This is a genomic window from Streptomyces sp. NPDC104309, from assembly GCF_055584025.1.
The window spans coordinates 13,166-36,189 of the sequence record NZ_JBVJMV010000063.1; the positions used below are offsets into that span (position 1 = coordinate 13,166).

The following is a 23,024-nucleotide window of genomic DNA, read 5'->3' on the forward strand; positions in this document are numbered from 1 at the left end:
TTTTCGGGGCTCGCGGCGTTGGTCATCGAGGAGGTGGTGGATGGCGGTGAGGTCACAACCTCCTGGTCCGCTACCTCACCCAGGGGCGAGCCGAGGGCAACCGGCCGATGACCACCCCACGCCACGCGACCCGGCTCCTGCTCACTCACCCCGAACACCTGTGGACCAAGGACACCGCCCTCCTGGCGACCCTCACCACCGCATGCCCCGAGATGGCCGAACTCTTCAGACTCGTCGCAGAGTTCGCCCAGCTGCTGACCCCGGCGAAGGGCAACGACATCCGGCTCACCGAGTGGATCAGCGCCGCCCGTGCGGCCGGCCTGCCCCACCTGCACAGCTTCTGCAACGGCCTGGAACTCGACCGCGCAGCCGTCAACGCCGGCCTGACCCTGCGCTTCCATAACGGCCGCACTGAAGGCGTCAACACCCGCACCAAGAGGATCATGCGCCAGATGCACGGCCGAGCAGGATTCGACCTCCTCCGCCACCGCATCCTTCTGTCGTGACAACAGAACGTCACCACCGACTACGGAACAGAGCCGAACGTTTTACAGTCCCTGCCACCGGCCGGCCGCCGCCCGGCTTCCGCCGACACGATGCCCAGGTAGGTGCGGGACGGCGCGGGATGGCCGGGGGCGCGATCTTCCGGGCGAAGTGCTTTGCGTACGGCAAGGTGGAGCAGTCGTTGCAGCACGGCGGTGCCGTCGGAGGGGGCGCCCGCTGGGATGTCGGAGTGGTAGTCGGCCTGGAACACGACGTTTTGGCAGAGCAGAATGGCGTGTACGAAGATGCCGGGCTCTCGGCCGTCGCTCGCCGACCAGATGGACTCGTGGTCCCAGTCGCAGGGGGTGGCCGCGGGATCGACGCGGGCCGGGGCGTCCGGGCTCGTCATCCCGACGAAATTACGCCGCGCGATCTCGGCGCCACTCTTGTCGGGGGTCGGTGTGTCCGTCTCGGTGGCCCATGACAGTTCTGAGCCGTTGGCCTCGGTGTGCCAGCTGCACCACACGTCATCAGGTCTGCGCCAGGGCTCGTACAGCCCGCCCATGTGTCGCGCCTCACGGTCGCGCACCGGAGCTCCGTGCAGGGCATAGGTGACCGTGTGCCGGTCGAGGAGAGAGCAGGCCGGCGGAGGGGCGGCATAGGGGCCGGCCGGCTGACTGATCCGGCTGATCGACTGCGCGACGTAGGTGCTGCCGAAGGCCAGCAGGATTCCTGTCAGCACGAGGGTGGGCCACCGTCCCAGCAGCCGGACGGCGCGCGGCCGCAGGGGGATACGGACCCTGCCGTCCCGCGTCGGCGGTGCCTCGGCGAGCAGGTGCTCCTGCAACCGTGCATGGCGGAACTGGAACACCCCGCCGGACTGGCGCAGCACACCGCGCGCGTGGGCGTCCTCCAGGAAGGCCATCGTTCGCCAGGGCAGCCGACCGGTGGCGGCAAGGACGACGCGCGCCGCGGCGTGGCGGCCCCATGCCGTGTTGGTGATGCCGTGCAGGACGGTGATGACCAGGGCGCCTGTGAGCACGGTGCCCCACTGCGCCGGGCCCGTCACCTCCGCTCCCGCGTGGTCGCTCCAGCTGGTGAGGAACGCAATGGGGAGCAGCGCAACCGCTTCCAGGCACCAGCGGCGTGGCCCGGCGACCGAGTAGTTGACCGCCAGGGTCAGGGCGGACACCCGGTCCGCCCGCAGCAGCGAGAGTGGAGTGGTCGACGCCACGTCCGTCGCCATGCTCGGTGCGGCGCGGATGACGAAGAGCACGCCCAACCCGATCGCTACGGGAATCGGAAAGCCGGTCGGGTAAGGGTTCCCGTTGGTGGGGATATTGGTCAGCCAGGCGAAGCCGACCCCGGCGGTGCTGCCGGCGGCGCGCCCGAGAATCGTCGGCATGCGGCGGCGTAGTTGCAGACGCGCGGGGACCGGCTCGGTGGCGTAGACGTCCACGAGGGCGACGAGCAGAGGGAGCACGCCGAGCAGTGCCAGCGCGCCCCAGGGCGGCAGCGTCATACCCCACCACCGGATCGTGCCGTGCGGCGGCAGGGCGGCGGTCAGGGCCACGGCGCCGCCGTAGAGCAGGGTGACGGCCACCGCCGTCGCGGCCTTCGCCTGTTCGGGATACCAGCGCCACCAGGCGAGTTCGTCGCCGGGAGCGTGCCGGGCGGCGTCCTGCGCCAGCCGGCTCAAGTGACGTTCGGCGTCCTCCGCTCGCCAGCGGGGCGGTTTGCCCACGTCGGGCGGGGCCGTGTAGACGGCGGGGACGAGCCGCGCGATGAGGTGCTTCTCGATCCCGGCTCTGGTCGGGAACGCGGCCGTGTCCAGCAGCTCGACCGGGTCGGAGTCCGTCTCACCGTAGACGGCGAGAGCCAGCCCGAGCATGAGCGGCGACGACAGTGCGGCGCGCAGCCGCCGGGCGTGCGGATCGTCGCCGTCACGGATGCGGCCGAGAACGGGCTCCCACAGCGTGGTGCCGTCCGCCCGTCTCCGCCGGGTGCTGGTCTTCAGGTACTCGCTCAGCTCCTGCACGGTCAGCGGCTGGAGCGTCACGGCCGCCGCGCCGCTGAGTACGTCGGTCCGGCGCACCGCGTTCCGGTACTCCTCGGTGCGGCTGGTGAGGATGAGATGAGTGTGTTCGTCCAGGCTTTCGTTGAGCGTCCGCAGGGCCACGGCCCGCCGCTCGGCAGGCATTTCGTCGAGCCCTTCGAGGATCAGCAGGAGCCGTTCGGGCCTCGCCACCTCCTCGGCCAGTACGGTGCCGAAGCCGGTCGGTGCCGACAGTTCGGGGTGCTCGGTGGCGAGCCGCTGCGCGGCCCATCGCCAGAGGCCCGTCTCGCTCGGGTTCCAGGAAGCGAGGGGGAGGATCACGGGGACCCGGTCGGTCGGCCCTCGTCGCTCCAGGAGCCGCAGTCCGAGCCGGAGCGCCGCGACGCTCTTGCCCGCGCCCGGCTCGCCCAGGATCACCAGCCGTCCGGAGGGCACCAGGCCGTAGAGCCGGTCGATCTCGGCGACATCGCCGTCGAGGGGCAGGGGCCGGTCACTCCGTTCGCCGGTACGGATGTTGGACCAGTGGTCGAACAGGTCGCGCTCGGCGGTCTGGCACAGCACGGGCAGCAGGTGCGGCCCCTGTACGCGGCGCGCGATCGCTTCGTCCCGCCACTGCTTGGCCTGCTCCCGGGCGAGTTCGACGAGTACACCGTTCACCGTGGCGCGCAGGGCGTTCTCGTAGCGGCCGCGGGACAGCTGCCAGCACTGCCAGGTCACCCATCCCACGGAGTGCGCCGTCATCAGCAGCGCGAGCCCGGCGACGACCAGCCAGGGCGCCTTCCGTCCGGTCGTGGCGGCGAGCCCCGTACTCAGCAGGAAGCCGCCGAGAGCCACGAGGACCGCCATGACCGCACAGCGCCGGACGACCGCCCCGCCGGACAAGGGCGTCAGCTGGAAGGGGATCCCGTAGAGGTGCACGCGGCCGATGGAACCGGCCTGGATGACCGTCTGGGCGTCACCGTGGAAGGTGTTGTGTACGTCGTGGGACCTGCTCCCCCCGGCTCGCCCCACGTCTCGCGCACCTCCGCCGTCTCCTGGTCGAGCACGATAGTCCGCGTTCCCGAAGTGCTCCAAGTAGGCTGGTGCAGTCCGGAGTTCGGGGCTGGGCAGTGGGAAGTGGAGGTGGCGGGGTGGAGGCCGAACTGACTGCGCTGGCTGTGTCCGGGGCGACGACCCTGGTGCAGCTGATGGCGGGCGACGCGTGGGCCACGGTCAGGGATCGGGTGCGGGCGCTGTTCGGGCGTGACCGGCCCGGTCAGACGCAGACGGCGGACGCGGAGCTGGAAGAGGCCCGCACCGCTGTTGCCGTCGCCGCGAACAGCGATGACCGGGCGGCCCTCGCCGAGATCGAGTCCCGATGGCGGGCGCGGCTGCTGCTTCTGCTCCGCGAGGACCCCGCCGCGGAGGCCGAGCTGCGCGCCCTGCTGGCGGCGGCAGAACACTCCTCGGAGCAGGGCACCACCGTGCACAACACCGTCAGCGGAGGCGACATCCGCGGTCCCGTGATCCAGGCCGGCACCATCGAGGGCGACCTCCACTTCGGCTGACGCGCCCCGCCGCTGTCCTCGCCGGCGAGACAGCCCCGGCCCTCAGGAGTGCTCTCAGTACCGCCACGTCCGCTCCCGTGCCTCCGCGTCGACCCCCAGCCGGCAGGCCGACACCGCAAAGCCGGCCACAGGGCGACTCCCGCAGCCACCTCGAAACGACTCCCGCACCGAGATGCAAAGCCAGCGGCCCGCTTTTTGCGGCCACGACGGATCAGGCGTGGGTGTGCAGATCCACCAGGAGCGGGGAGGTGCGCTCCCCCCGCACCGACGACAGCGAGACCACCGCGTGGCCCGGCGGCACCGCGTGCGCGAGCTCGGAGGCGGACCACCGCTGCCGCTCGACCTGCCGTACCGTCACCGCCCGTGTGGTGACGGCTTTCCCGGTGATCGCCTTGCGCAGCGTGTGCCACGCCCGGCCGCCGGTCGACCGGAGTTCAGCCGCCCACAGCCTGCCCGGCCCCCGAGGCCGGGCAGGCGCGCCCGAGTCACCGGCGGCACAGCGAGACGACCAGCGCCGCCAGCATGCCCAGCACCGTCGCGACACCCAGGGCGCCCCCAGCGGCTCCCGCAGCGCCGGTTACGCATAGGCGAGGAACGCCGCGAACCCGCACGCCAGCAAGGCCACCACCACACCGATCGCGGTCAACGCGGCCGGCGCCCACCCGACCGAGGCCGGACCAGCCGGGATCGGAACGGCCGAGGCCGGAGGGGCGGAGGCCGGAGGGGCAGGGGCGGGCACAGACGGGGTGTTCTGAACGGTCGTCATCGATCTCTCCTTCAGTGGATGGTGCGGACGAGGGACACATTCGGGGCGGCGATCGACGCGTTCCAGTTCTCGCGAAAATCCACACCGGGACCCATCTCGGGTAGGTGAGGCGGAGATTCGCGAACGCTTGACAGCCGCCGGTCCGGAGTGTCGGGCAGCAGGGTGCGGCAGTGGCGGGTTAGCGGCGCAACCCCGGCTGACGGGCTCAACTCTGCCGATGCGGAGCGCTCATTCAATAGGCTCTGACCTGCGATTTCCTGACCCGAAACCCACCGCAGCCCCGGCGGTGGGCCGGGGCGCTGCGCTGGTGCGGCCTGTGGTCACCGGCGGTCGGTCTCCGGCTGGTCGGGCACGACGTCGTCGCCGTCGCCGCCGGTCGGGGAGCAGTCCCACTCCGCGACCACGGTGCCGGTCTCCCGGTAGCGGGCGACGGCCTCATGGTCGACGGTGCCGTCGGCGTCGGTGAACCAGATCTCCGGCAGCGGCCCGCACGCGTTCCTTGACAGCAGTCCTGCTGCCATCACGCTGTCGCCCTTCCCCACGTGACCGGCTTTCCCGGCCTCCGAGTACTACGGCGACTCCGCCACGATCTGGCGTCATCAGCGGGCATTGCGCCTGCCCGCCGTCCGGCCGACTGCCGGACGGGAAGGGCGATGCCAGATCGCTTCCCACGTTCACTGAGGATCTCTGTGACGGCTTCGGTGCCCAGCTATACCCCGGCAGCATCGCCACGGACCGCCGGGCTCGCGGTCGGGCCGACCACGGTGAAGGGAGCCGGGTCACCGCTGCCCACGTCCGGGGGCGGTGTGCATCGTCCGGTGCTGATGAACAACTAGCTTCGTTTGCGACCGTAGTTGACCGAAATTAGCTATCGGGAACAGTCGGCAACGCCAATCGTCCAATTAACGGACTGTAGCGGTGGAGTGTCGATTGGCGAGCCGGTACGTTCGCGGGCATGAGCCGACTCTGGCGCGGGGCCAACCACTACCAGAGTCGGCTTCTCCACCCGTCGTCCGATGATCAAGGAGGGCATTCATGCCTCCCAACCATGTATCCAGTGCAGCCCCGGAAGGCCTCCGGACTGGGCGTTTCGACCGTAGCATCCCTCCGACACGAGGGATTGAAACCCGTGAGTGGCGTGACAATCAGGTCAGCATCCAGGTAGGAGCCTTTGTGACTATGCCAGTTGTGGGCATCGTCCTTGTCCTGCGCCCGGAGCTCGTCGGCATCGTCCTGGTGGCTGCCGGTCTCACGAGCTCTGCGCTGAGGCAGTCCTACGTCCGTTACCAGCGTCTCCGCTGCCTCTGACAGCGCCCGCGGAGGGGTGCCGGCTCGCCCGGCCCCCCTCCTATTGGGTCAGCTATTAGTGGCACTGCGTGCAGAGCGTTACGACGACAGAGGGCGTCAAGACCCCCTCCCCGGACGGAAAGTAGACGTTTCCGTACCTGCTTCCCTGATGCAACCCTCAGAAGGACTACGCCGTGTCTCCGAACGACCAGCTGGAGGCGCCCTGCCCCGGCCCTGGCTGCTCCAACACCGTCAAGCAGACAGGAGTCGGACGCAAACGCGTCTACTGCTCCGACCAGTGCGGCACCCGTTACCGCCGCCACGCCAGGCTTCTCCCAGCCGCCAACAATGGCGCGTTCGCCGAAGTGTCTCTCGACGATCTGCGCCATCTTATGGACCAGTTCAACGTGAGCGGCGATGACCCGGAAGGAACCCTGAAGCTGATCCTGGAGTGCGAGAAAGTCTGGAAGGACCTCAAGACCGCGGTCGTCCTGCAGAGCCGTGACAACAAGATGAAGATGGCGGCGATCGCAGACATTCTGCATATGAGCGCCAGCGCGCTGAACCGGATGCTGGACAGCGCGCCAGGCCGTCGCGACCGCCGCCTCGCCGCCCGACCGGCCGGCCTCCCGGACGGACTCTCCGCAACCTCGTCACCGCGGCACCCGGTGCCTGGCCCGCGCCGGGTCCGTCGCCCCAAGGGCGGCACCGGAGAAGCCGATGGTGCCGCACCAGGCCACGGCCCCGCTGCCACTCTTGCCAGCGCCCTTTCTCATCTGCACCGTCAAAGCGGCAAGACTCACAGGGCCCTGGGCGACATCGTCGGCGTCGACCCCTCCTACATCTCCCGTGTGATCAGCGGTGAGCGCATTCCCTCGTGGAAGGTAACCCGCAAACTCGCCCACGCTCTTGACGCGGATGACGAAGAACTCCGTCCACTGTGGAACGCCGCCCGCGGATACCGCGAAGCCAACCCCGCCAGCCTTCACGCGGCCCTGCGCGGTCTCTACCTCGCTGCGGCCCGCCCCGGCATCGACATCCTGCAGTCCAAGACCCGCCTACCCGCCGACCACATCAACGCAGCTCTCACCGGAACCGCCCTCCCCGACTGGGAAACCACCACGCGCCTCATCACCGCCCTGCACGGGCAGTCCGACATCATCCGCCCGCTCTGGGACGCCGCCCGCGCCGTAGCCCCGCCCGGCGCCCTGCTCAGCACGCGCGCCGCCTGTTCCATCCCCGTAGGAACCTTCGGATGACCACTCCCTCACCCACCCACCACACAGCAGGCCCCGACATCATCCTGCCCGCCGCATTCCGCGCCTTCTGCACCCTCCAGCAGCCCGCGTACCGCGCCTACACCGCAGCACACACCCGCCCCGTCGACACCGAGAACTTGATGAGCCGGGCCTTCGGCGAACTGGCCGCCTGCTGGTCCGACATCCTGTTGCGCCCCGATCCGACCGCCTACGCCTGGGATCTCTTCGCCGGAATCATCCGCCACCACACGCAACGAATCCGGATCGCAGCCACCAGCCCTCTCCAGTACGAAATCGTCGTACTGCACCACATAGCCCGCTGCGCCATCGACCACACCAGCGACACCACCGGCCGCACCACCGAGAAGATCCGCTATCTCCTCAGCACCTGGAGCCCCTGACTGAGCCCGGAGAGCCGGCGGAAGGGCTGAACGCTGCACCACAGCAAGAGCTCCCAGGACGGTCGGCAGAACAGCTAAGACCGTGTCCTACATGGTCAGTTGGCAGTTGAGCCGGGCGTGGGGAGTGGACGGTGGGGATGGATCGTTCCGGACGGCTTGTGGGAGATCGCGAAGCCGTTGCTGCCGCCGGCGCGTGTGCGGCCACAAGGAGGCGGGGTCGCGAACATCGACGATGAGGCGGTCTTCGCCGCCATCATCTATGTACTGGTCAGCGGCTGCGCCTGGCGGGCACTGCCGCCGTGCTTCGGAGCGTCGAAGTCGACCGTGCATCGTCGCTTCGCCATCTGGTCTCGTGCGGGAGTCTGGGGACGCCTGCATCAGAAGGTGCTGCAGCTCCTGGACGAGCGGAATTTGGTCGATCTATCCCATGCGGTCCTCGACTCCGCGCACGTGAAGGCCAAAAAAGGGGCGAACTTGCAGGTCCGAGCCCCGTGGACCGGGCTAAGTCCGGTTCCAAGATGCACGTTCTGTCCGACGCCAACGGACTGCCTCTACGCGTCGGACTCTCCGCGGCCAACACCCACGACAGCCAGGCCCTGAAGCCGATGCTGTCCCATTTCCACATGGGACACGAATCCCGCGCGACCGATTCCAAGCCCCAACGCCTGCACGCCGACAAGGCGTACGACGTTCCTCACCTGCGTCGATGGTTATGGGGCAAGCACATCGGTGTCCGGATCGCCCGCAAAGGTATCGACTCCAGCGAACGGCTCGGCCGTCGCCGGTGGGTCATCGAACGCACCATGTCCTGGCTGACCGGCTACCGCAGACTCAACCACCGATACGAACGAAAACCAGGCAACTACCTGGCCTTTCTCGGCCTGGCAGCCGCTCTCTGCTGCTACAAACGGCTCCTCAAACTGATCATGCAGGACACGGTCTAAGCCTCAGCTTCTAGTGGAGACCCGGGCGGGTCTGGGGATGAGCTTCCTGCCGCTGAGCAGCTCTCCCGAGCGCCCCAGCACCTGGTCGGCGGTTGTGCCGCAGGTTGCCCAGCACAGGATGCCGGTCGCCTCCAGGGGGCCGGTGCGGAGAGCTTGGCGCAGTCGGGCCACCAGCGTCTCGGCGGGAGCCTTGTCCAGGTCCGGGACGAGAGCGACGAACTCGTCTCCTCGGATCCGGGCAAGGGCCGCGGGCTCCCGGTTTCCCCCATCACTCCGCTCGCGGTCCAGCTCGCTCCGGAGTCGGCCAGCGATCTCCACGAGTGCGGCGTCCCCGGCAGCCCGGCTGTGGCGCGCATTATACATCTTGAACCCGTCGATGCCAAGGTGCAGCACGGCGAGCGTGGGGTTCGGGCCGATCGGCAGGCCCCGGTGCTGGTGGGGCGGGTACGGTTCGAGGCCGTGTGGATCGTTCGCCCCCGGGGCCGCGTCCGGTGTGTCGCACAACGCGCGGGCCAGGCGGATCCGTAGCTCCGACTCCGTGTAAAGGCCGGTGAGTTCGTCAAGGGTCGCCCGGCGCTCCAGCTCGGACTCGCGCTGTTTCCGCTCGCCTATGTCATTGACATGGGTGAGGAGGAAGCGGGGCCCGTCGGTGGTGTCGGCGACGACGGAGTTGGATACCGAGACCCATGCGTATGTGCCGTCGCGGCGGGCGAGCCGCAGTTCAGCGCGTCCGCCCTCGGCGGAGGTACGGAGCAGGACACCGATGTCCTCGGAGTGGACGAGGTCGCTGAACGAGTAGCGGCGCAGCACGGATGGGGGCCGCCCGAGGAGGCGGCACAGCGCGTCATTGACGCGCAGCAGCCGCCCGTGGCCGTCGCCTCCCAACTCCGCGATGGCGGCTCCGTTCGGCGCGTACTCGAAGGCCTGGCGGAACGACTCCTCGCTGGCGCGCAGGGCCATCTGCTCGTGTTCCAGCCGCACCAGCGCCCGCTGCATGTTCGCTCGTAGACGGGCCGTGCTGATGGCTATGGCTGAGTGGAAGGCATACGTGCTCAGTGCCTCGCGGGCCTGGGCGCCCGGGCGGCGGCCGTCCTTCGGACGGTCTACGGAGATCACGCCGATCAGTTCATCGTGCGGCAAGTACATCGGTGCGAAGAGCCGGTCGTCGGGGTGCCACCCGTCGTCGTGCTCGGGCAGGGGACTTTCGGTGCGCCACTGCGGTACGTCGTCGTCGTTGAGCACCCAGCCTTCCGTGTGCGGGATGAAGCGCAGCCCCGACCAGTCCTCTCCCAGGTGCAGCCGACGGTCCCAGGAAACGCGGGAGCCGACCCGTCCGGTAATCCTTGCCTCGGCAGTTGGGTTGCCCGCAAGGGCGGCGACGACGAGGTCTCCATCGGAACGGACGAGGTTGACGCAGGCCAGCTCGTAACCGAATCCGGAGACGGCCGCGTCGGCGATCGCCTGGAGCGTGCCGGCGAGGCTGCGGGCCGTGTAGACGTCGGCGATGGCCTGCTCGGTCCGCGGGGGCAACGGCACATGGGGCGGGCCGGTGACGAATGTCGGCTCGGGCGGCGGGGTGTAGGCGGCGTTGCGGATGAAAGGCGCTTGACCGAGCTGGTTGCGGCACAGCCGCTGCGGCTCCGGGCGGTCGCGGGTGACGAGACGCGTGCGGAGCCGGGTGAAGAGCGTGTCGAGGTCCAGGTACTCGGGCCCACCCGGCACGCCCTCCTGCATCAGCGTGACCAGCTCGCCGGTGAAGGCGGTGAGTGGCTCGCCCGGCGGCGAGAGCGCCACGGCCGTCTCGGCTGAGGCCGCAAGGAGGTACGTGCCGTCCACCTCCAGTGAGGCGGCGGCCGACTGAACCCCGAAGGCCCGCGCGCTGTAGCAGCAGTCCAAAACGACGATCCGGCGCATGGCCAGGCTCTTCTCGACCGGCCAGCGGATCCACTCGTAGGGCGTGGCGGTGTCGTGCACCGACTTGGGGTCGCTCGTCTCGGTTGCCAGGTGGAGTTTCCCGGTACGGGGATCGAGTAGGCCGTGCCCCGCGTAGTAGACGAGCAGGGTGTCGGTGGCCGCGTCGACGGCCTCCTGGACTGCCCGCGACACGTCACGGGGGACGGAGGGGTTCTCGACCACGGTGACGTGACCAGGCGGCAGTCCCCACAGGGACGTGAACAGGCTGCGGAGCAGGGCCAGATTGCCCGCCACGGCTGGCAGGCCGTCCAGGGCAGTGAAATCGCTCGCCCCGACCAGCAGGACCCGGGTTCCGTCCGGATCGGGCAACGCGGTCAAGCCGCCGAACCTCCCCTGCCCTCGACGTCGTTCAGGAGCGAGCGCACCAGGTTCTCCGCCTCCTGCTGGCTGTGCCCGCTGATCTCGACGCGAGTGCCGTCGGGCCGCTGCACGACGAGCGTCGGCGACGGCGTGCGGGTGGATCGCCAGGAGGCTATGGCGGCGGCGAGCGAGGCGGTGCTGAGACCGCTGCTGAGGACGAGGGAGAGGATGTCTATCCCGTCGCCCTGCTGCCCGGGCACGGGTGCAAGCGAGCTTCCCAACGTGCCGCGGACATGCCGCCGTACCGTCCGGTTGTCTTCCAACCAGGCTCCAAGGGAGCGCAGTTCCGCCTCGACGGCGGCTGAATCGCCAGCCGCACGCACGGTGATGATCGTCATACAGTCAGCTTAGACCGTGTCCTGCGTGATCAGTTTGAGGAGCCGTTTGTAGCAGCAGAGAGCGGCTGCCAGGCCGAGAAAGGCCAGGTAGTTGCCTGGTTTTCGTTCGTATCGGTGGTTGAGTCTGCGGTAGCCGGTCAGCCAGGACATGGTGAGGTTGATCCCCGGGGGTGGACACCGGGTTTCATGCGACGAGTGACAGCGTACGTGATGTGGTCAGTTGCTGTTCGAACTCGGCTGGTGTGAGGTGGCCGAGCGCGGAGTGCCGACGGCGCCGGTTGTAGTACGACAGCCAGCGGAACAGCTCCAGCCGGGTCTGTGCCTTCGAGGTCCAGTGCCTTCCGTGGAGCAACTCGCGTTTGAGGCTCTGGAAGAACGACTCGGCGAGGGCATTGTCATAGCTTGAGCCGACCCGGCCCATGCTGCGGCGGATGCCGTGTCGGCGGCAGGCCTCGGCGAAGGCGGCCGCGCTGTACTGACCAGGCAGGTTCTCAACTGATTCCATCGGTCACGCTCCTGACCTGTGGTGTGGCCGCTTCATCCGCGAGCTCAACAACGCGACGAACGCGGCCCTGGAACAGATCGCCGCACTCACCGGGGAACTGGAGACGCTGCGCGACGACCGGGACGGGGAACGCGAGCAGCGGATCGCCCTGCAGCGGCAGATCGACTCACTGGGAAGCCAGAACCAGAACCGGGCCGCGGAGAAGAGGACAGCCCTGGCAAAGCGGGACCAGGTGCGTGCCGCCCTCGCGCCGTACGAGCACGACCAGCTGCCAGTCCCGGGCAGGGAACAACCGCGCGCTGAGCAGGGTGGTTCGCATGAGAACCACCCCCACGAGCCCGTGGTTGTGCTGCCCGGCCCGCCGCCCTCTGACCGTGGCACCAAGCGCTGGGGACCCGCACTCGCTCTGATTGCGGCCGGGGTCCTGGTCGCCGTCCTCGCTGTCGTCGGCCTCGCTGTTTACGCCGTCATCCAGCTGCTGCCCGGCGATCACAGCGGCCCCAACGACGCCGCCGGCACAAGCCCTGCCCCGGCCCCTGCAGCCTCAGCGGGCGGCTCTGCCGGGCGCTCCGGCGACACCACCTCGGCTGGAACTTCCACAACGCCCCCCGTGGCCGGGGCCGGATCCACGCACGGCGGCAACTCGTCGAGCGGTGGCGGAGCCGGCGGCTCATCCAACGGCGGCACCCCTGGCGGCTCGTCCGGGAGTGCGCCCGGGGACGCGTCCGGCGGCAATGCCACCGGCGGTAAGACCACTGGCGGTAAGACCACTGGCGGGTCGGGTGACGCGGGCGGCTCCGGCGGCAGCAGCGCTCCAGCGGTTCCGGTGGGGCGTCCGGCGCGACCTCGCCGAAACCGCCTCCGTCCAGTGGCCACTTCCAGCTCAGGGACGTCGGCTACGGCAAGTGCCTGGCCAGGTCCTACGGCAGCGTCGCGTTCGCCACCTGCGCGGACAGCCCGGCGACCAACTGGACCGCAAAGGCCGGTTCGGGCGGTTCCTACAAGCTGTACAACGAGTCCGCCGACCAGTGCCTGAGTGCCAACTTCGGCCAGCTGTTCATGGTCGACTGCGGCTCCGGGGCCGACCAGAGCTGGCGCACGGGCACCAGCAGCACCGTCGTGAACCTGTCCAGCAGCACGTGTCTCGATGAGAGTTCCGGCTGGCCGGTCCTGGCGTCCTGCGAGCCGTCGAAGTCGACTCAGCACTGGGCGAAGGACTGATCTGGGGCCTGTTGCGAAAGTGGATCTTGGGCCTGGTGATCAAGCGCTGGGCGGACGCGACCAGCGCTTGATCATCCAGAAATGGGGGTCACACGGTGGAAATCTGTCGCAGCGCTGTCGCTCCAGTCGGCAACCCCATGGCGGACCTTCCGTTGGTACAGCGGGCAGAAGCACTACTCCGGAACGTATTGGTCGGCGACGGTCCGGGATCACGTGATCTACGAATCGCGACTGGAGCTTGCACGGCTGCTGTTCGCCGACTTCGACTTCCTTGAGCAATCGGTTGTCAGCGCTCCCTGACACCCTCGCTCCATGCCTTCCAACCCGCTCAGCTTCGCTCAGGTGACCACCGCCCGAGACATCGATCTGGATCGCCGGCAGGCGCTCATCGACTGCTGGATCGACGTCTCCAACGCAGGTGGCGCGGCCGGCTTTCCCTTCCCGCCCATCGGCCAGCGGGATGCCGCCTCTGCCCTCGATGCCATCCTCGAAAACCTTGCCCCTCAGACCTGCCGGCTCCTGATGGCACTGGACGGGGACGACCTGGTGGGCTGGCTCAACATACGGCGCGACTCCTTCGCTCTCATCGCCCACTGGGGAACCCTCCACCACGTCCAGACCCGCACCGACAGGCGCGGGCAGGGCATCGGCGTTGCCCTGATGAAGGAGGCCCATACCGTCGCCCGTGACGAGATGGGGCTTGAGCAACTGCACCTGGCTGCACGCGCTGGCGTTGGGCTGGAGACCTTCTACGGACGGCTCGGCTGGAAGGAGATCGGGCGCTGGCCGGGAGCTCTCCGGCTCGGCCCCGGTGACGATCGCGATGAGGTCCTCATGCTCCTGGAACTTCGTGCTGAGGAACACGACCGGTTGTGAGAGACCGTTGCCGCGCCGCTCCACTACTCACGGTTCGTGGACATGACCCGAACCTGACCGACCGTTCGGCGGAGTGCGACCGGATGGGCCCGAACGGCGTGATGATCGACGGCACGGCCGGGATCGACGCGGAGGCGATGAGCGCGCTGGAGGCCGTCCCGTGCGCGGTCCAGGACGCGGTCTGGCTCACCCTGAATCATCAGATGCGACTGGTAACGGTGGCCTCCGTGGTCGCAGGCGCGGTGCGGTTGCTCGCGGAGGACCCGGGCACGGCGATCGAGCACGGGGAGCTGGCCCGGATGTGGGCCCTCCTGGATCACGCCCTTACTTGACATGACGACGACGCGGACCGCACAGCAGGAGCGTCGCCCTCTCCGACATCTGGGTTGCGGGGTCTGGACGCCCGGACGGATCCGACGTCGTGGCGGTCGCAATCGGCGCCCTTGACGCCGACACCCTGGCGCGGGACGGTCATCGCGCAACTATGCGCAACCGACTCGACACGGGAGTACGCGATGACGTTACGGTTCGTCGGGATCGACCCCAATACCGGCGGCGAGGGATCGCCGACGGTGTGGGTGGAAGAGGAGAGCGCGGACCTGGTCCTCCAGGGCGAGGAAGCCGACGCCCTCCTGAAGTCCCTGGTCGGCTCCACCGAGTGGGTAGCCGGCCACAAGGCCGGGATTCCCCCGCACGAGCGGGTGATCCGGATCCCGTTCCGCATGGTGCAGATTCTCAAGGAGGCGTGCGATGCCGCTGAACGCGCAGCAGCTGAACACCGCGACGTTCGCTGAGCTGCTCGCCGACACCCATCACACGGCGGTTCACCTGGAGATGCGCGACATCTACGCGGTGGGCGACGAGACGGACGACTACGCGGCCTTCCTACGGACCGGCGTTCCGAACCTGGATCCGGGCCGTTCGTTCTGGCCGCAGTGGATGCCGCTCGTCAAGGACGCGGTTGCCCGCGGGGTGGTGATGCGGCGTGCTCGGATCGTGTCCGAGCCGGTCACCGACTACATCCGCTACGAGCACGCCATCACCCCGCTCAACCTCCAGGCCGGAGAGGACGTGCGCTGGCTGCCCCGCCGCCGCACGTCCGATATCCCGCTGCCCGGCAACGACTTCTGGCTCCTGGATGAACGGCTCGTGCAGTTCCACCACTTCACCGGCACCGGCGACTGGGCGCCAGAGGGCAAGGAACGCACCAGGGAGTCGGCCGCGACCGCGTTGTGCGCCACGGCGTTCGAGACCGTGTGGGAGCGCGGCGTCCCGCACGAGAAGTACACCGTCTAGGACTCGATCTGCCGATGCCCGCCTCTCCCTCGTCCAGCGCCCAAGGAGCCCGCGTAGCCCTCGCGGTACGCCTGCAGCACCTGCGCAAGGACGCCGGCCTCACCGGGAAGGAACTCTCCGCCCGGTGCGGCTGGCACCCTGCGAAGACCACCCGCATCCAGAAGGGCGACGCCGCGCCCTCGGACACCGACATCCGCACCTGGTGCTCGGCGTGCGGTGCCGACGACCAGGCCGACGACCTCATCGCCACCGCCCGCGCAGTCGACTCGATGTACCTGGAATGGCGCCGCCTACACCGCACCGGCATGCGCAAGGTCCAGCAGGACTGGAACACCCTGCACGAGCGGACCCGTATCTGCCGGGTCTACGTCTCCAACGTGCCGCCGGGCTTCTTCCAGACCCCTGGCTTCGCCACCGCCCTCATGGAGCAGATCACCGCCTTCCAGGGCACCCCCAACGACGTCGCCGAAGCGGTCGCCGCCCGCATCGCCCGCTCCCGCTTCCTCTACGAAGGCGGCCACCGCTACGTCGTCCTCATGGAGGAATCCGTCCTGCGCTACCGCACCGCCGACCCGGACGCCATGCGCGGGCAGCTGCGCCACCTCCTGGCCGTGATGCCGCTCGCCTCGGTCTCGCTGGGAATCATCCCGTTCACCGCGCAGCGCACCGTGTGGCCGCTGGAGGCGTTCTACCTCCACGACGACGTCCAGGCCGTGGTGGAGACCCTGACGGCTGAGATCAAGGTGAAGCAGCCGCGCGAGCTCGCCGACTACGCGAAGGCGTTCGCCGGCCTCGCGGAGATGGCCGTGTACGGCGACGCCGCCCGCGCCCTCATCCGGGCCGCGATCGACGCCCTTGAGTGAACCTCCGCAATTACCCGCAATCTCGTTGAGGACTGTACCCAACGCTGCGTAGCGTCGAAGGCACCGACGGACCACCAGCCGGAGAGGCGGGGCCACATGCGCGTACACACCGACACCACCGCCCCGGCCCCGGAGGGCCGCGGCCTCCAGCCGCCCGCCTACGGCGTCCCCTCCCCGGCCCTGCTCGCCCGCGCGGACCGGGGCTTCGCCCGGTTCCTCGCCCAGCGGACCGAGGACCAGGACGATCGGGCCGACAGCGGCGAGGACACCCAGCGGTGACCGTCGGCCACCCGCGCGACGACGTTCCAGCAGCGAGGCCCGCCATGCACACCAGCCCGCACACGGTCCTGTACGACCCTGACGGCCTGATCGAGGCGGAGCTCCCGCTCGACCGTGAACCGTACGAGTGCCTCGTCAAGGCCGTCCTCGCGTGGACCGGCGAGGACGCGCTGGCGGAACGCGACTACGAGCAGATCGCCCCCCAGCTCACTGGCCACCCGCGCCGTCGCCTCCGACGTCCGGCGCCGCGCGAACCAGCTACCGAAGGACAGCGGGCCCCGGGCGCTCGCCGACGTCGTCCTACGCGAGGCGGAAGGCCGGCTGTCGACGAAGCTGGAAGGCACTGTGCGCTGCGTGCAGAACTGTGCCCGCCTCGTCCGTGCGTTGTACGAGCGCCTGGACCGACTGGAGACCGCGCCCGTCTAACCTGCCGCGCACTCGGTCGATCAGGGGAGGTCGCCCTCCCATACCCACGGGCCGTCAGGACGGCTGAAGGTCGGCCCGTAAGAGGCCCGCCCGGTCCGTATGTGCTGTGAGGGGTGATCAAGTACGCGCCGGTAGGTGATCTCCTCGTCCGTCCAGCCGGTCACCTCGATCAGCTGCCCGTCCAGCGGCCCACCCGTCAGCTCGCGGTAGACGTGGCCGGACTGCGGTCCGGCCGCATTGTCACGCTCGGTGCCGTACACCCTTGGTACCTGTGTCATATGGCCAGTCTGGCGCGGCGCGGGGCCCATCAGCACGGAATCGGCGCGACCGCGCCGTGAAGAGCCCTGCCAGCTGCGCGGGTTCTGGTGCTGGCTGGCGTGGGTCAGCGATTGGGTCAGCGCGCGAACCTGGAGCTATGGCCCGCATTCGGTAGGCGCTGCGCCCTCCTGCGGGGCCGTCCGGGTTGCCCTACCAGTGGCGCATCCGGTTGCCACCCGGGGTGCCCTACCAGTTGCCCAACCGGTTGCGCACCAAGTTGCCAGAGCCTCGGACCAGTGACCGCTGCGCCCCAGGTCACCGGGGCGGGTCAGCGGGCTTCGGGTGCCGACACCTCTAATTCGATAGCAATTAGAGGTTCTGGATCTCTGAGGGCCTGGCGGGCGGTGTCTGCCGGGGCAGGACGTGTGTGGTCCGGTCGGTGCCGTGGTGACCGCTACGACACCTCCGACCGTGCGAGGTCTTTGTAAAGACCGGTGGCGCTGGGCGCCGGCCGGTCCTCGCGCGTTCTGCCCCCACGGTGCTCTCGGGTTCGGGATCCTCGATGGATGAGCTGCCGCATGGTGACGCGTTTTTCCTCACGAGCTTCGAGCTCTGGACACGGCGTGCGCCCGTGCGGTCCGGCGGTGCCGCGCACGGCTGATGAGGTGGCGGACCTTGGAGTCCTGGAATTAGTGCGCCGTGCGGCCCCGCGTGCTCGTGTTCGAGAACAGCACCGGCGAAGGGCGGGATCCATGGACGTGTTCTGCGGGATCGACTGGGCGGAAGGGCACCACGACGTCGCGATCATCGACAACACCGGCAAGCTGTTGGCCAAGTGCCGCATCGGCGACGACCTGGACGGCTACCGGGTCTTGCTGGACCTCCTGGCCGACCACGGCGACAGCGTCGAGACTCCGATCCCGGTGGCGATCGAGACCAGCCGCGGGCTGCTGGTCGCCACGCTCCGCGCCGGCGCCCGGCAGATCTTCGCGGTCAACCCGATGGCGGCCTCCCGCTATCGCGACCGCCACGGCGTGAGCCGCAAGAAGTCCGACCCTGGCGACGCCCTCATGCTCGCGAACATCATCCGCACGGATATGCCGATGCACCGGCCACTGGCTGCCGACACGGATCTAGCCCAGGCGGTGGCTGTCCTGGCCCGAGCGCAGCAGGACGCGGTCTGGAACCGGCAGCAGATCTGCAACCAGCTCCGCTCGTTGCTGCGCGAGTACTTTCCGGCGTTCCTGGAGGCGTTCAAGGACAAGCCGGGCGGTCTGGCCCGCCCCGATGCCCGCCGAATCCTGGCGGTCGCACCCACGCCCGCGCTGGCTGCCAGACTGCCGCTCTGGCGCCTGACGGCCATGATGAAGCGAGCTGGCCGACGGAGGAACATCGAGGCTGATGCCGAGCGTCTGCAGCAGCTCTTCCGCAGGGAGGCGCCGCACCAGGTTCCCCTGGTCGAAGAAGCGATGGGCAAGCAGGCCCGAGCCCTGCTGCAACTGGACGCGGCCTGCGAGGCGGTCGCCGACCTTGCTCAGGCCACCGAGGAAGCCTTTCGAGCCCATCCCGACGCCTCGATCATGCTGAGCTTTCCCGGCATCGGCGCCCAGATCGGCGCACGAATCCTCGCGGAGATCGGCGACGACCGCACTCGGTTCGCCACAGCCGGAGGGCTGAAGGCATACGCGGGCGCGGCTCCCATCACCCGGGCCTCAGGCAAACGCCACTACGTCGGACGCCGGTTCGTCAAGAACAACCGGCTCAACCACGTCGGCCACCTCTGGGCCTTCTCGTCCCTCAGCGGCTCGGCCGGCGCCGACGCTCACTACCGCCGCCGACGAACCGGCGGAGACTGGCACATGCAGGCACTGCGGCACCTGTTCAACCGCATGCTGGGGCAGCTGCATCACTGCCTACTCGCCCGCGTTCCTTTCGACGAAGCCATCGCCTTCCCTCCAGTGGCTGCGACGCCTCAGCTGGGCAGTTCATAGGACGCGCGGCTAGGTACCTGGCTCAGGACATGAAGGCAGCGGACACGCGAACCAGGTCTTCCGGCGTAAGGGCGAAGCCATTGGACGGGTTCCGGTACGAGTACGCGCCGTCGTCCACGCGAGCACCGTTCTTGCTGGTCCAGCGGGAGATCCCTCTCGCGCCTTGGCCTTCAACGAGAGCGGCAGCGAGTTCTTCGGGGGCCTCAACGGCAGTAACGGCGCTAAGAGCTGCCACCAGGCGGTGTGTTGCGTTGTCCGGGATGCTGTCGTCTCCGAGCGCGGGCAACAGCAACAGGAGTCGGCGATGTGCATCGACTGTGCTGCCTCCGGGCAGCCCGTTGTCGGCGGCAGAGAACAACTCGGGCCAGGACAGGGCGGGACCCATGAAGTGCCCGTCGTCCTTGGCCAGCAACAGCGCTCGCTCCCAGCTGGGGTGATGCAGGAGATAGTCGACACCGGGGTCGTCCTTCCACGTGCGGTAGACGACGTGGAGGAGGTGCCCGGCGGCCAGCGGGATAGTGAAGACGGGCCACTTCGCCCGCTTGAGCAGATCCCGGTGGAACACATCGGCCGACTCGTAGTCCGCACCGAAGAGCAGCTCTTCCGCGTCCTCGTCGTGAGCGCACGAGTACAGGTGGCCAAGCCAGAAGAGAGGTTTCTCCAGCAGCTCCGGCTGGTGGACAAGAGGGCGACCGTCGTACCCGGGTATCTCCATCATGCGGATCATCATGTCGCCTACCCGGCTGCCCCTATACGGTCGGCCCGCAACGATCCAGGGCCCCTGGCCGCAAGGCCTCGCGTGCGTCATCACGGCGGTGCGGAGTACGAAGTCTCTTGGGGCATCTTGACGGCTTAACTGCATGAGGTGTCTTTCCCACGCGATAGCCGGGGGGAAGAGGTCTGCTTCGAGCTCCGGGGAGTAATTGTCAAGACTTGTGGGTGAGCTGAGGTTCAGGCAGCTTCGGGGGTCGTTCGACGAGGTGGCCGTTTTCGAAGCGGGCGCCGGAGCGGACGAGGGCGACGAGGTTCGGTGCGGTGACCGCCCGCCAGCGGGCCTGGGCGGCTTCCGCGAGCTTGAACACCATCGCGAGTGCGGCGGCCGGGCTGCCGGTACCGCGGGTGACCTTGGCCCGCAGCTTGACCGTGGAGAACGTGGACTCGATCGCATTCCTACCCGGTATGAACATGGGTGGAGGCCCGTTCTGGTACCGGTAGTGACGGGAAGCTTTCCCCGCCGTACGGTGCGACCCTGGGCTTTGAGGAAGGCGATCCACTCGCCGCGTGCCGGGTGACGGCGCGGGGCCGGTCCGAGGCCAGCGGTGCGAAGGATGCGGCGGACGGTGGCCGGGCTGACCTTGTGGCCGAGGCGGCGTCGTTCGTCGTGGACGCGCCGGAACCCCCACTGCGGGTTCTCGGTGCCGAGTCGGGTGATCAGGTGGCGTAGTTCTTCGGGTATGGGTGGCCGGCCAGGTGAGGCGGGCTGGGTCCATCTTCTTGATCAGGCGCTGGTGCCAGGCCAGGAGGGTGCGTGGGGAGACGATGCGGTGATGCCGTAGGGCCTGGGGGAGTAGCCGGGCGAGGACCGCGAGCAAGGCGCGGTCCGACCAGCTGGGTCTGGGAGCGGTGACCTGTCGGCGCAGCACCGAGACCTCGTGCTGCAAGATCAGTATTTCGGCCTCCTTCGCGGCAGGGGAGCGAGAGAGCAGGACCAGCCACGCGAAGATCCGCGTGGCGATCAGATTACGCGTGTCATGTCCCGGAGGATAGGAACCGGCTGTTGGGATACCTGTCTCCGGTAACGATCTCCGGAATTCGTGTCTGGGCACGGGTGCGGCATCGGATTCCGTTGGATCGCCGCCGTTGTGGTGAACATGTTTACCGCGAAGGATGTGGCTCACCCCAACGTTCCTCGATCCCCGGGAGTCTCCATGCCTACTGGCGGAACACCATGGATGCGGACAGTGCGCGCCCTGCGCGCCGATGCTCAGGAGGTGGCGCCTATCGCCCCGGCCGACTCCCCGACCCGCCGGGGGGTGCTGCGCGGCGCGATTGCCGCGGGCGGCGCACTGGCCGCTACCGCCATGCTCCCGGCGAGCGCGGAGGCGATGGGGCGGCAGACCCCCCACGATGCACGGATCGTCGTGGTCGGCGCCGGCCTCGCGGGGCTGACCTGCGCCTACCGGCTCGCCCAACAGGGCGTTAGGGTCCAGCTGTTCGAGGCCCGCGACGGGCGGGTGGGCGGCCGGTGCTGGTCGGCACGCGGATTCGCGAGCGGCCAGGTCGCAGAGCACGGCGGTGAGTTCATCGACACCCGGCACGTGCACATCCGCAAGCTCGCCACCGAACTCGGCCTCTCCCTCGATGACGGCGAGGCCGCCGAACGGGACGGCGACGGGGTGCTCTACCTGCAGGGTGCGGTGCGGGCGGAACGGGGCGTCTACCGCGACATGCCCGTGGTGCAGCGACGGATCGAGGCCGACGCCAAGCGGATCGGGACCTATACCGCCGCCCAGGCTTCCCGGGCAGCCCGGGCGTTCGACGAGATGTCCGTGCGCGACTGGCTGGACGCCAACGTGCCCGGCGGATCCTCCTCCCTGCTCGCCTCCGCCATCGGTATGGGCGCGGCGGGCTTCTATGGCAGCGACCCCGAAGACCTCAGCGCCATCAACCTCATCGAGCAGTACGCTGCCCCCGACCCCGGCGCCGACGATCGGTACCACACCCGGGGAGGCAACGACCTGATCCCCAACCAGCTCGCGGCCCGGCTGCCGAAGGGCACAGTGCGCTTCGACGCCCCGCTGCTGGCCGTCCGAAAGCGCGGCACGGTGTATGAGCTGAAGTTCTCCGGTACCCCCAAGCCCGTCGTCGCCGACCGTGTGGTGTTCGCCCTGCCGTTCACCGCGCTGCGCCGCACCGACCTGACCGCGTCCGGACTCAGCGCCCGCAAGCGGGATGCGATCGAGCACCACGGCATGGGCACCAACGCCAAGCTGCTGCTGCAGTTTCGCGAGCGGTTCGCCCGGCACGGCTGGAGCGGCTCCTTCCAGTGCGATGTCCCGCAGCGGGGCAGCTGGGACAGCTCCGTGACCCAAGGTGGCCCGGAAGGGCTGCTGACTATCTTCAACGGCGGCCACGCCGGGGCGAGTTACCCGGCGGCGCAGGCCCATGGCACTGCGCCGGCGTACGTGGTCAAGGAGGCGCTGGAGTTCATCGACCGGCTGGTGCCGGGCATGGCCGTCGCATACAACGGGCGTTCCTGGTTGGACTCGTGGGTGGACGACCCGTGGACGCACGGCTCATACGCCTCCTTCGCACCCGGTCAGTACACCAAGTACTGGGGCTATTCCGGGATTGCGGAAGGTGCCCTCCACTTCGCCGGCGAGCACACCAGCACCCACAGCCAGGGCTACCTCAACGGCGGCGTCGAGAGCGGGGAGCGAGCGGCGCGGGAGGTCCTGGCCGCGCTGCGTCAGCGGTAGGCGCCCGCACGGTTCAAGGAATGACGCCAGACATCGGCCGAGGCGGCCGGCACCGGGCGTCGCAAGGCCGGCGAGGAGCAGCGGCCCGACAGGCCTTCGCGCTGGTTCGGGTGATGTCTGCCCCTGAGGCTGAGCAATTCACCCTTCGCCCTTTCTACCTGGAGTGCAACGACTCCAGAGTTGTCCTTGCGCGATCACGACCGTATCGTCAGTGGTCAACTCCCCCTCGGACACAGCGCTTGACGATACGCATGCGAGGGCCTCGACCATATGGTCGAGGCCCTCTTCTGCTGTGAGTGGCCCTCTCCTTGGTTGGAGTAAGAAGCTGTTCTCTTTCCGAATGTGAGCAATGAGTTTCCGCTGTTCAGGCAGGGTTTCGCCGTGGTCATGGGAGGGTTCGGGCGTTCAGTTCGTT

Annotated in this window: 21 protein-coding genes and 8 pseudogenes; 16 read left to right on the forward strand and 13 right to left on the reverse strand. The window is 68.8% G+C overall.

Annotation, left to right across the window (positions count from 1 at the left end; translation table 11 throughout):
- Window positions 1-53: 53 nt before the first annotated feature.
- Window positions 54-506: pseudogene (locus ACZ68L_RS42385) on the forward strand (transposase); the annotation flags it as partial.
- Window positions 507-526: 20 nt separating this feature from the next.
- On the opposite strand, the gene ACZ68L_RS42390 reads toward ACZ68L_RS42385, so the two are convergent.
- Window positions 527-3,550 carry an NACHT domain-containing protein gene (locus ACZ68L_RS42390; protein ID WP_469589091.1) on the reverse strand — a complete coding sequence of 1,008 codons (3,024 nt, stop codon included), beginning with the start codon at window positions 3,548-3,550 and terminating at the stop codon, window positions 527-529.
- A 119-nt stretch (window positions 3,551-3,669) separates the two neighbouring features.
- Between ACZ68L_RS42390 and ACZ68L_RS42395 the strand changes: the two genes are divergently transcribed.
- Window positions 3,670-4,086, forward strand: coding sequence for a hypothetical protein (locus tag ACZ68L_RS42395; RefSeq protein ID WP_469589093.1), 417 nt, complete (start codon window positions 3,670-3,672; stop codon window positions 4,084-4,086).
- 211 nt (window positions 4,087-4,297) lie between these two features.
- Here the strand turns inward: ACZ68L_RS42395 and ACZ68L_RS42400 are convergent.
- From ACZ68L_RS42400 to ACZ68L_RS42410, 3 genes and pseudogenes are all read right to left on the reverse strand, one after another.
- Window positions 4,298-4,513: pseudogene (locus tag ACZ68L_RS42400) on the reverse strand (ATP-binding protein); the annotation flags it as partial.
- Window positions 4,514-4,663: 150 nt separating this feature from the next.
- Window positions 4,664-4,852, reverse strand: a complete 189-nt coding sequence (locus ACZ68L_RS42405; RefSeq protein ID WP_469589096.1) for a hypothetical protein — start codon at window positions 4,850-4,852, stop codon at window positions 4,664-4,666.
- A 320-nt stretch (window positions 4,853-5,172) separates the two neighbouring features.
- Complete coding sequence (locus tag ACZ68L_RS42410; protein WP_469589098.1) at window positions 5,173-5,373, reverse strand: hypothetical protein; 201 nt, start codon at window positions 5,371-5,373, stop codon at window positions 5,173-5,175.
- Between the two features lie 652 nt (window positions 5,374-6,025).
- On the opposite strand from ACZ68L_RS42410, the gene ACZ68L_RS42415 reads away from it, so the two are divergent.
- The 4 genes from ACZ68L_RS42415 to ACZ68L_RS42430 all read left to right on the forward strand — a co-directional run bounded on the left by ACZ68L_RS42415 (window position 6,026) and on the right by ACZ68L_RS42430 (window position 8,743).
- Window positions 6,026-6,160 (forward strand): hypothetical protein, encoded by a 135-nt coding sequence (locus ACZ68L_RS42415; protein ID WP_469589100.1) that lies wholly within the window; start codon window positions 6,026-6,028, stop codon window positions 6,158-6,160.
- Between the two features lie 173 nt (window positions 6,161-6,333).
- Window positions 6,334-7,398: a helix-turn-helix domain-containing protein gene (locus ACZ68L_RS42420; protein ID WP_469589103.1), complete on the forward strand. Its 1,065-nt coding sequence runs from the start codon at window positions 6,334-6,336 to the stop codon at window positions 7,396-7,398.
- Complete coding sequence (locus ACZ68L_RS42425; RefSeq protein WP_469589106.1) at window positions 7,395-7,799, forward strand: hypothetical protein; 405 nt, start codon at window positions 7,395-7,397, stop codon at window positions 7,797-7,799. The genes ACZ68L_RS42420 and ACZ68L_RS42425 overlap by 4 nt, the downstream gene beginning before the upstream one ends.
- 117 nt (window positions 7,800-7,916) lie before the next feature.
- A protein-coding gene (locus ACZ68L_RS42430) for an IS5 family transposase (RefSeq protein WP_469589135.1) occupies window positions 7,917-8,743 on the forward strand; the annotation gives its coding sequence in 2 pieces (ribosomal slippage) (window positions 7,917-8,265 and window positions 8,265-8,743; 828 coding nt in all).
- A 3-nt stretch (window positions 8,744-8,746) separates the two neighbouring features.
- Here the strand turns inward: ACZ68L_RS42430 and ACZ68L_RS42435 are convergent.
- From ACZ68L_RS42435 to ACZ68L_RS42455, 5 genes and pseudogenes are all read right to left on the reverse strand, one after another.
- Complete coding sequence (locus ACZ68L_RS42435) at window positions 8,747-10,279, reverse strand: PAS domain S-box protein (protein WP_469589138.1); 1,533 nt, start codon at window positions 10,277-10,279, stop codon at window positions 8,747-8,749.
- Window positions 10,280-10,405: 126 nt separating this feature from the next.
- Window positions 10,406-11,035: pseudogene (locus tag ACZ68L_RS42440) on the reverse strand (caspase family protein); the annotation flags it as partial.
- Window positions 11,032-11,415 carry an effector-associated constant component EACC1 gene (locus ACZ68L_RS42445; protein WP_469589108.1) on the reverse strand — a complete coding sequence of 128 codons (384 nt, stop codon included), beginning with the start codon at window positions 11,413-11,415 and terminating at the stop codon, window positions 11,032-11,034. The pseudogene ACZ68L_RS42440 and the gene ACZ68L_RS42445, both read right to left, overlap by 4 nt.
- Window positions 11,416-11,424: 9 nt before the next feature.
- Window positions 11,425-11,577: pseudogene (locus tag ACZ68L_RS42450) on the reverse strand (IS5/IS1182 family transposase); the annotation flags it as partial.
- Between the two features lie 22 nt (window positions 11,578-11,599).
- Window positions 11,600-11,893, reverse strand: a pseudogene (locus ACZ68L_RS42455) (integrase core domain-containing protein); the annotation flags it as partial.
- 936 nt (window positions 11,894-12,829) lie between these two features.
- Here ACZ68L_RS42455 and ACZ68L_RS42460 point away from each other — a divergent pair.
- From ACZ68L_RS42460 to ACZ68L_RS42495, 8 genes and pseudogenes are all read left to right on the forward strand, one after another.
- Window positions 12,830-13,141 (forward strand): ricin-type beta-trefoil lectin domain protein, encoded by a 312-nt coding sequence (locus ACZ68L_RS42460; RefSeq protein WP_469589141.1) that lies wholly within the window; start codon window positions 12,830-12,832, stop codon window positions 13,139-13,141.
- Window positions 13,142-13,453: 312 nt separating this feature from the next.
- Window positions 13,454-14,017: a GNAT family N-acetyltransferase gene (locus ACZ68L_RS42465; RefSeq protein ID WP_469589111.1), complete on the forward strand. Its 564-nt coding sequence runs from the start codon at window positions 13,454-13,456 to the stop codon at window positions 14,015-14,017.
- 83 nt (window positions 14,018-14,100) lie between these two features.
- Entirely contained in the window at window positions 14,101-14,349 is a 249-nt protein-coding gene (locus ACZ68L_RS42470; protein ID WP_469589113.1) for a hypothetical protein, read from the forward strand.
- A 183-nt stretch (window positions 14,350-14,532) separates the two neighbouring features.
- Window positions 14,533-14,811: a hypothetical protein gene (locus ACZ68L_RS42475; RefSeq protein WP_469589116.1), complete on the forward strand. Its 279-nt coding sequence runs from the start codon at window positions 14,533-14,535 to the stop codon at window positions 14,809-14,811.
- Window positions 14,768-15,313, forward strand: coding sequence for a DUF6879 family protein (locus ACZ68L_RS42480; protein ID WP_469589118.1), 546 nt, complete (start codon window positions 14,768-14,770; stop codon window positions 15,311-15,313). Before ACZ68L_RS42475 ends, ACZ68L_RS42480 begins: the two co-directional genes overlap by 44 nt.
- Window positions 15,314-15,327: 14 nt before the next feature.
- Complete coding sequence (locus ACZ68L_RS42485) at window positions 15,328-16,176, forward strand: helix-turn-helix domain-containing protein (protein ID WP_469589121.1); 849 nt, start codon at window positions 15,328-15,330, stop codon at window positions 16,174-16,176.
- Window positions 16,177-16,272: 96 nt separating this feature from the next.
- Entirely contained in the window at window positions 16,273-16,455 is a 183-nt protein-coding gene (locus ACZ68L_RS42490; protein WP_469589123.1) for a hypothetical protein, read from the forward strand.
- A 44-nt stretch (window positions 16,456-16,499) separates the two neighbouring features.
- Window positions 16,500-16,881: pseudogene (locus tag ACZ68L_RS42495) on the forward strand (DUF6415 family natural product biosynthesis protein).
- Window positions 16,882-16,901: 20 nt separating this feature from the next.
- On the opposite strand, the gene ACZ68L_RS42500 reads toward ACZ68L_RS42495, so the two are convergent.
- Window positions 16,902-17,159: a hypothetical protein gene (locus ACZ68L_RS42500; RefSeq protein ID WP_469589126.1), complete on the reverse strand. Its 258-nt coding sequence runs from the start codon at window positions 17,157-17,159 to the stop codon at window positions 16,902-16,904.
- A 732-nt stretch (window positions 17,160-17,891) separates the two neighbouring features.
- Here ACZ68L_RS42500 and ACZ68L_RS42505 point away from each other — a divergent pair.
- On the forward strand, window positions 17,892-19,130 hold the full coding sequence (locus ACZ68L_RS42505; protein WP_469589128.1) for an IS110 family RNA-guided transposase: 1,239 nt from the start codon (window positions 17,892-17,894) through the stop codon (window positions 19,128-19,130).
- Window positions 19,131-19,152: 22 nt separating this feature from the next.
- On the opposite strand, the gene ACZ68L_RS42510 is transcribed toward ACZ68L_RS42505, so the two are convergent.
- From ACZ68L_RS42510 to ACZ68L_RS42520, 3 genes and pseudogenes are all read right to left on the reverse strand, one after another.
- Window positions 19,153-19,848 (reverse strand): hypothetical protein, encoded by a 696-nt coding sequence (locus ACZ68L_RS42510; RefSeq protein WP_469589130.1) that lies wholly within the window; start codon window positions 19,846-19,848, stop codon window positions 19,153-19,155.
- Between the two features lie 208 nt (window positions 19,849-20,056).
- Window positions 20,057-20,299: pseudogene (locus ACZ68L_RS42515) on the reverse strand (hypothetical protein); the annotation flags it as partial.
- 182 nt (window positions 20,300-20,481) lie between these two features.
- Window positions 20,482-20,586 (reverse strand): annotated as a pseudogene (locus tag ACZ68L_RS42520) (integrase core domain-containing protein); the annotation flags it as partial.
- 496 nt (window positions 20,587-21,082) lie between these two features.
- On the opposite strand from ACZ68L_RS42520, the gene ACZ68L_RS42525 reads away from it, so the two are divergent.
- Complete coding sequence (locus ACZ68L_RS42525) at window positions 21,083-22,609, forward strand: flavin monoamine oxidase family protein (protein WP_469589132.1); 1,527 nt, start codon at window positions 21,083-21,085, stop codon at window positions 22,607-22,609.
- Window positions 22,610-23,024: the final 415 nt, after the last annotated feature.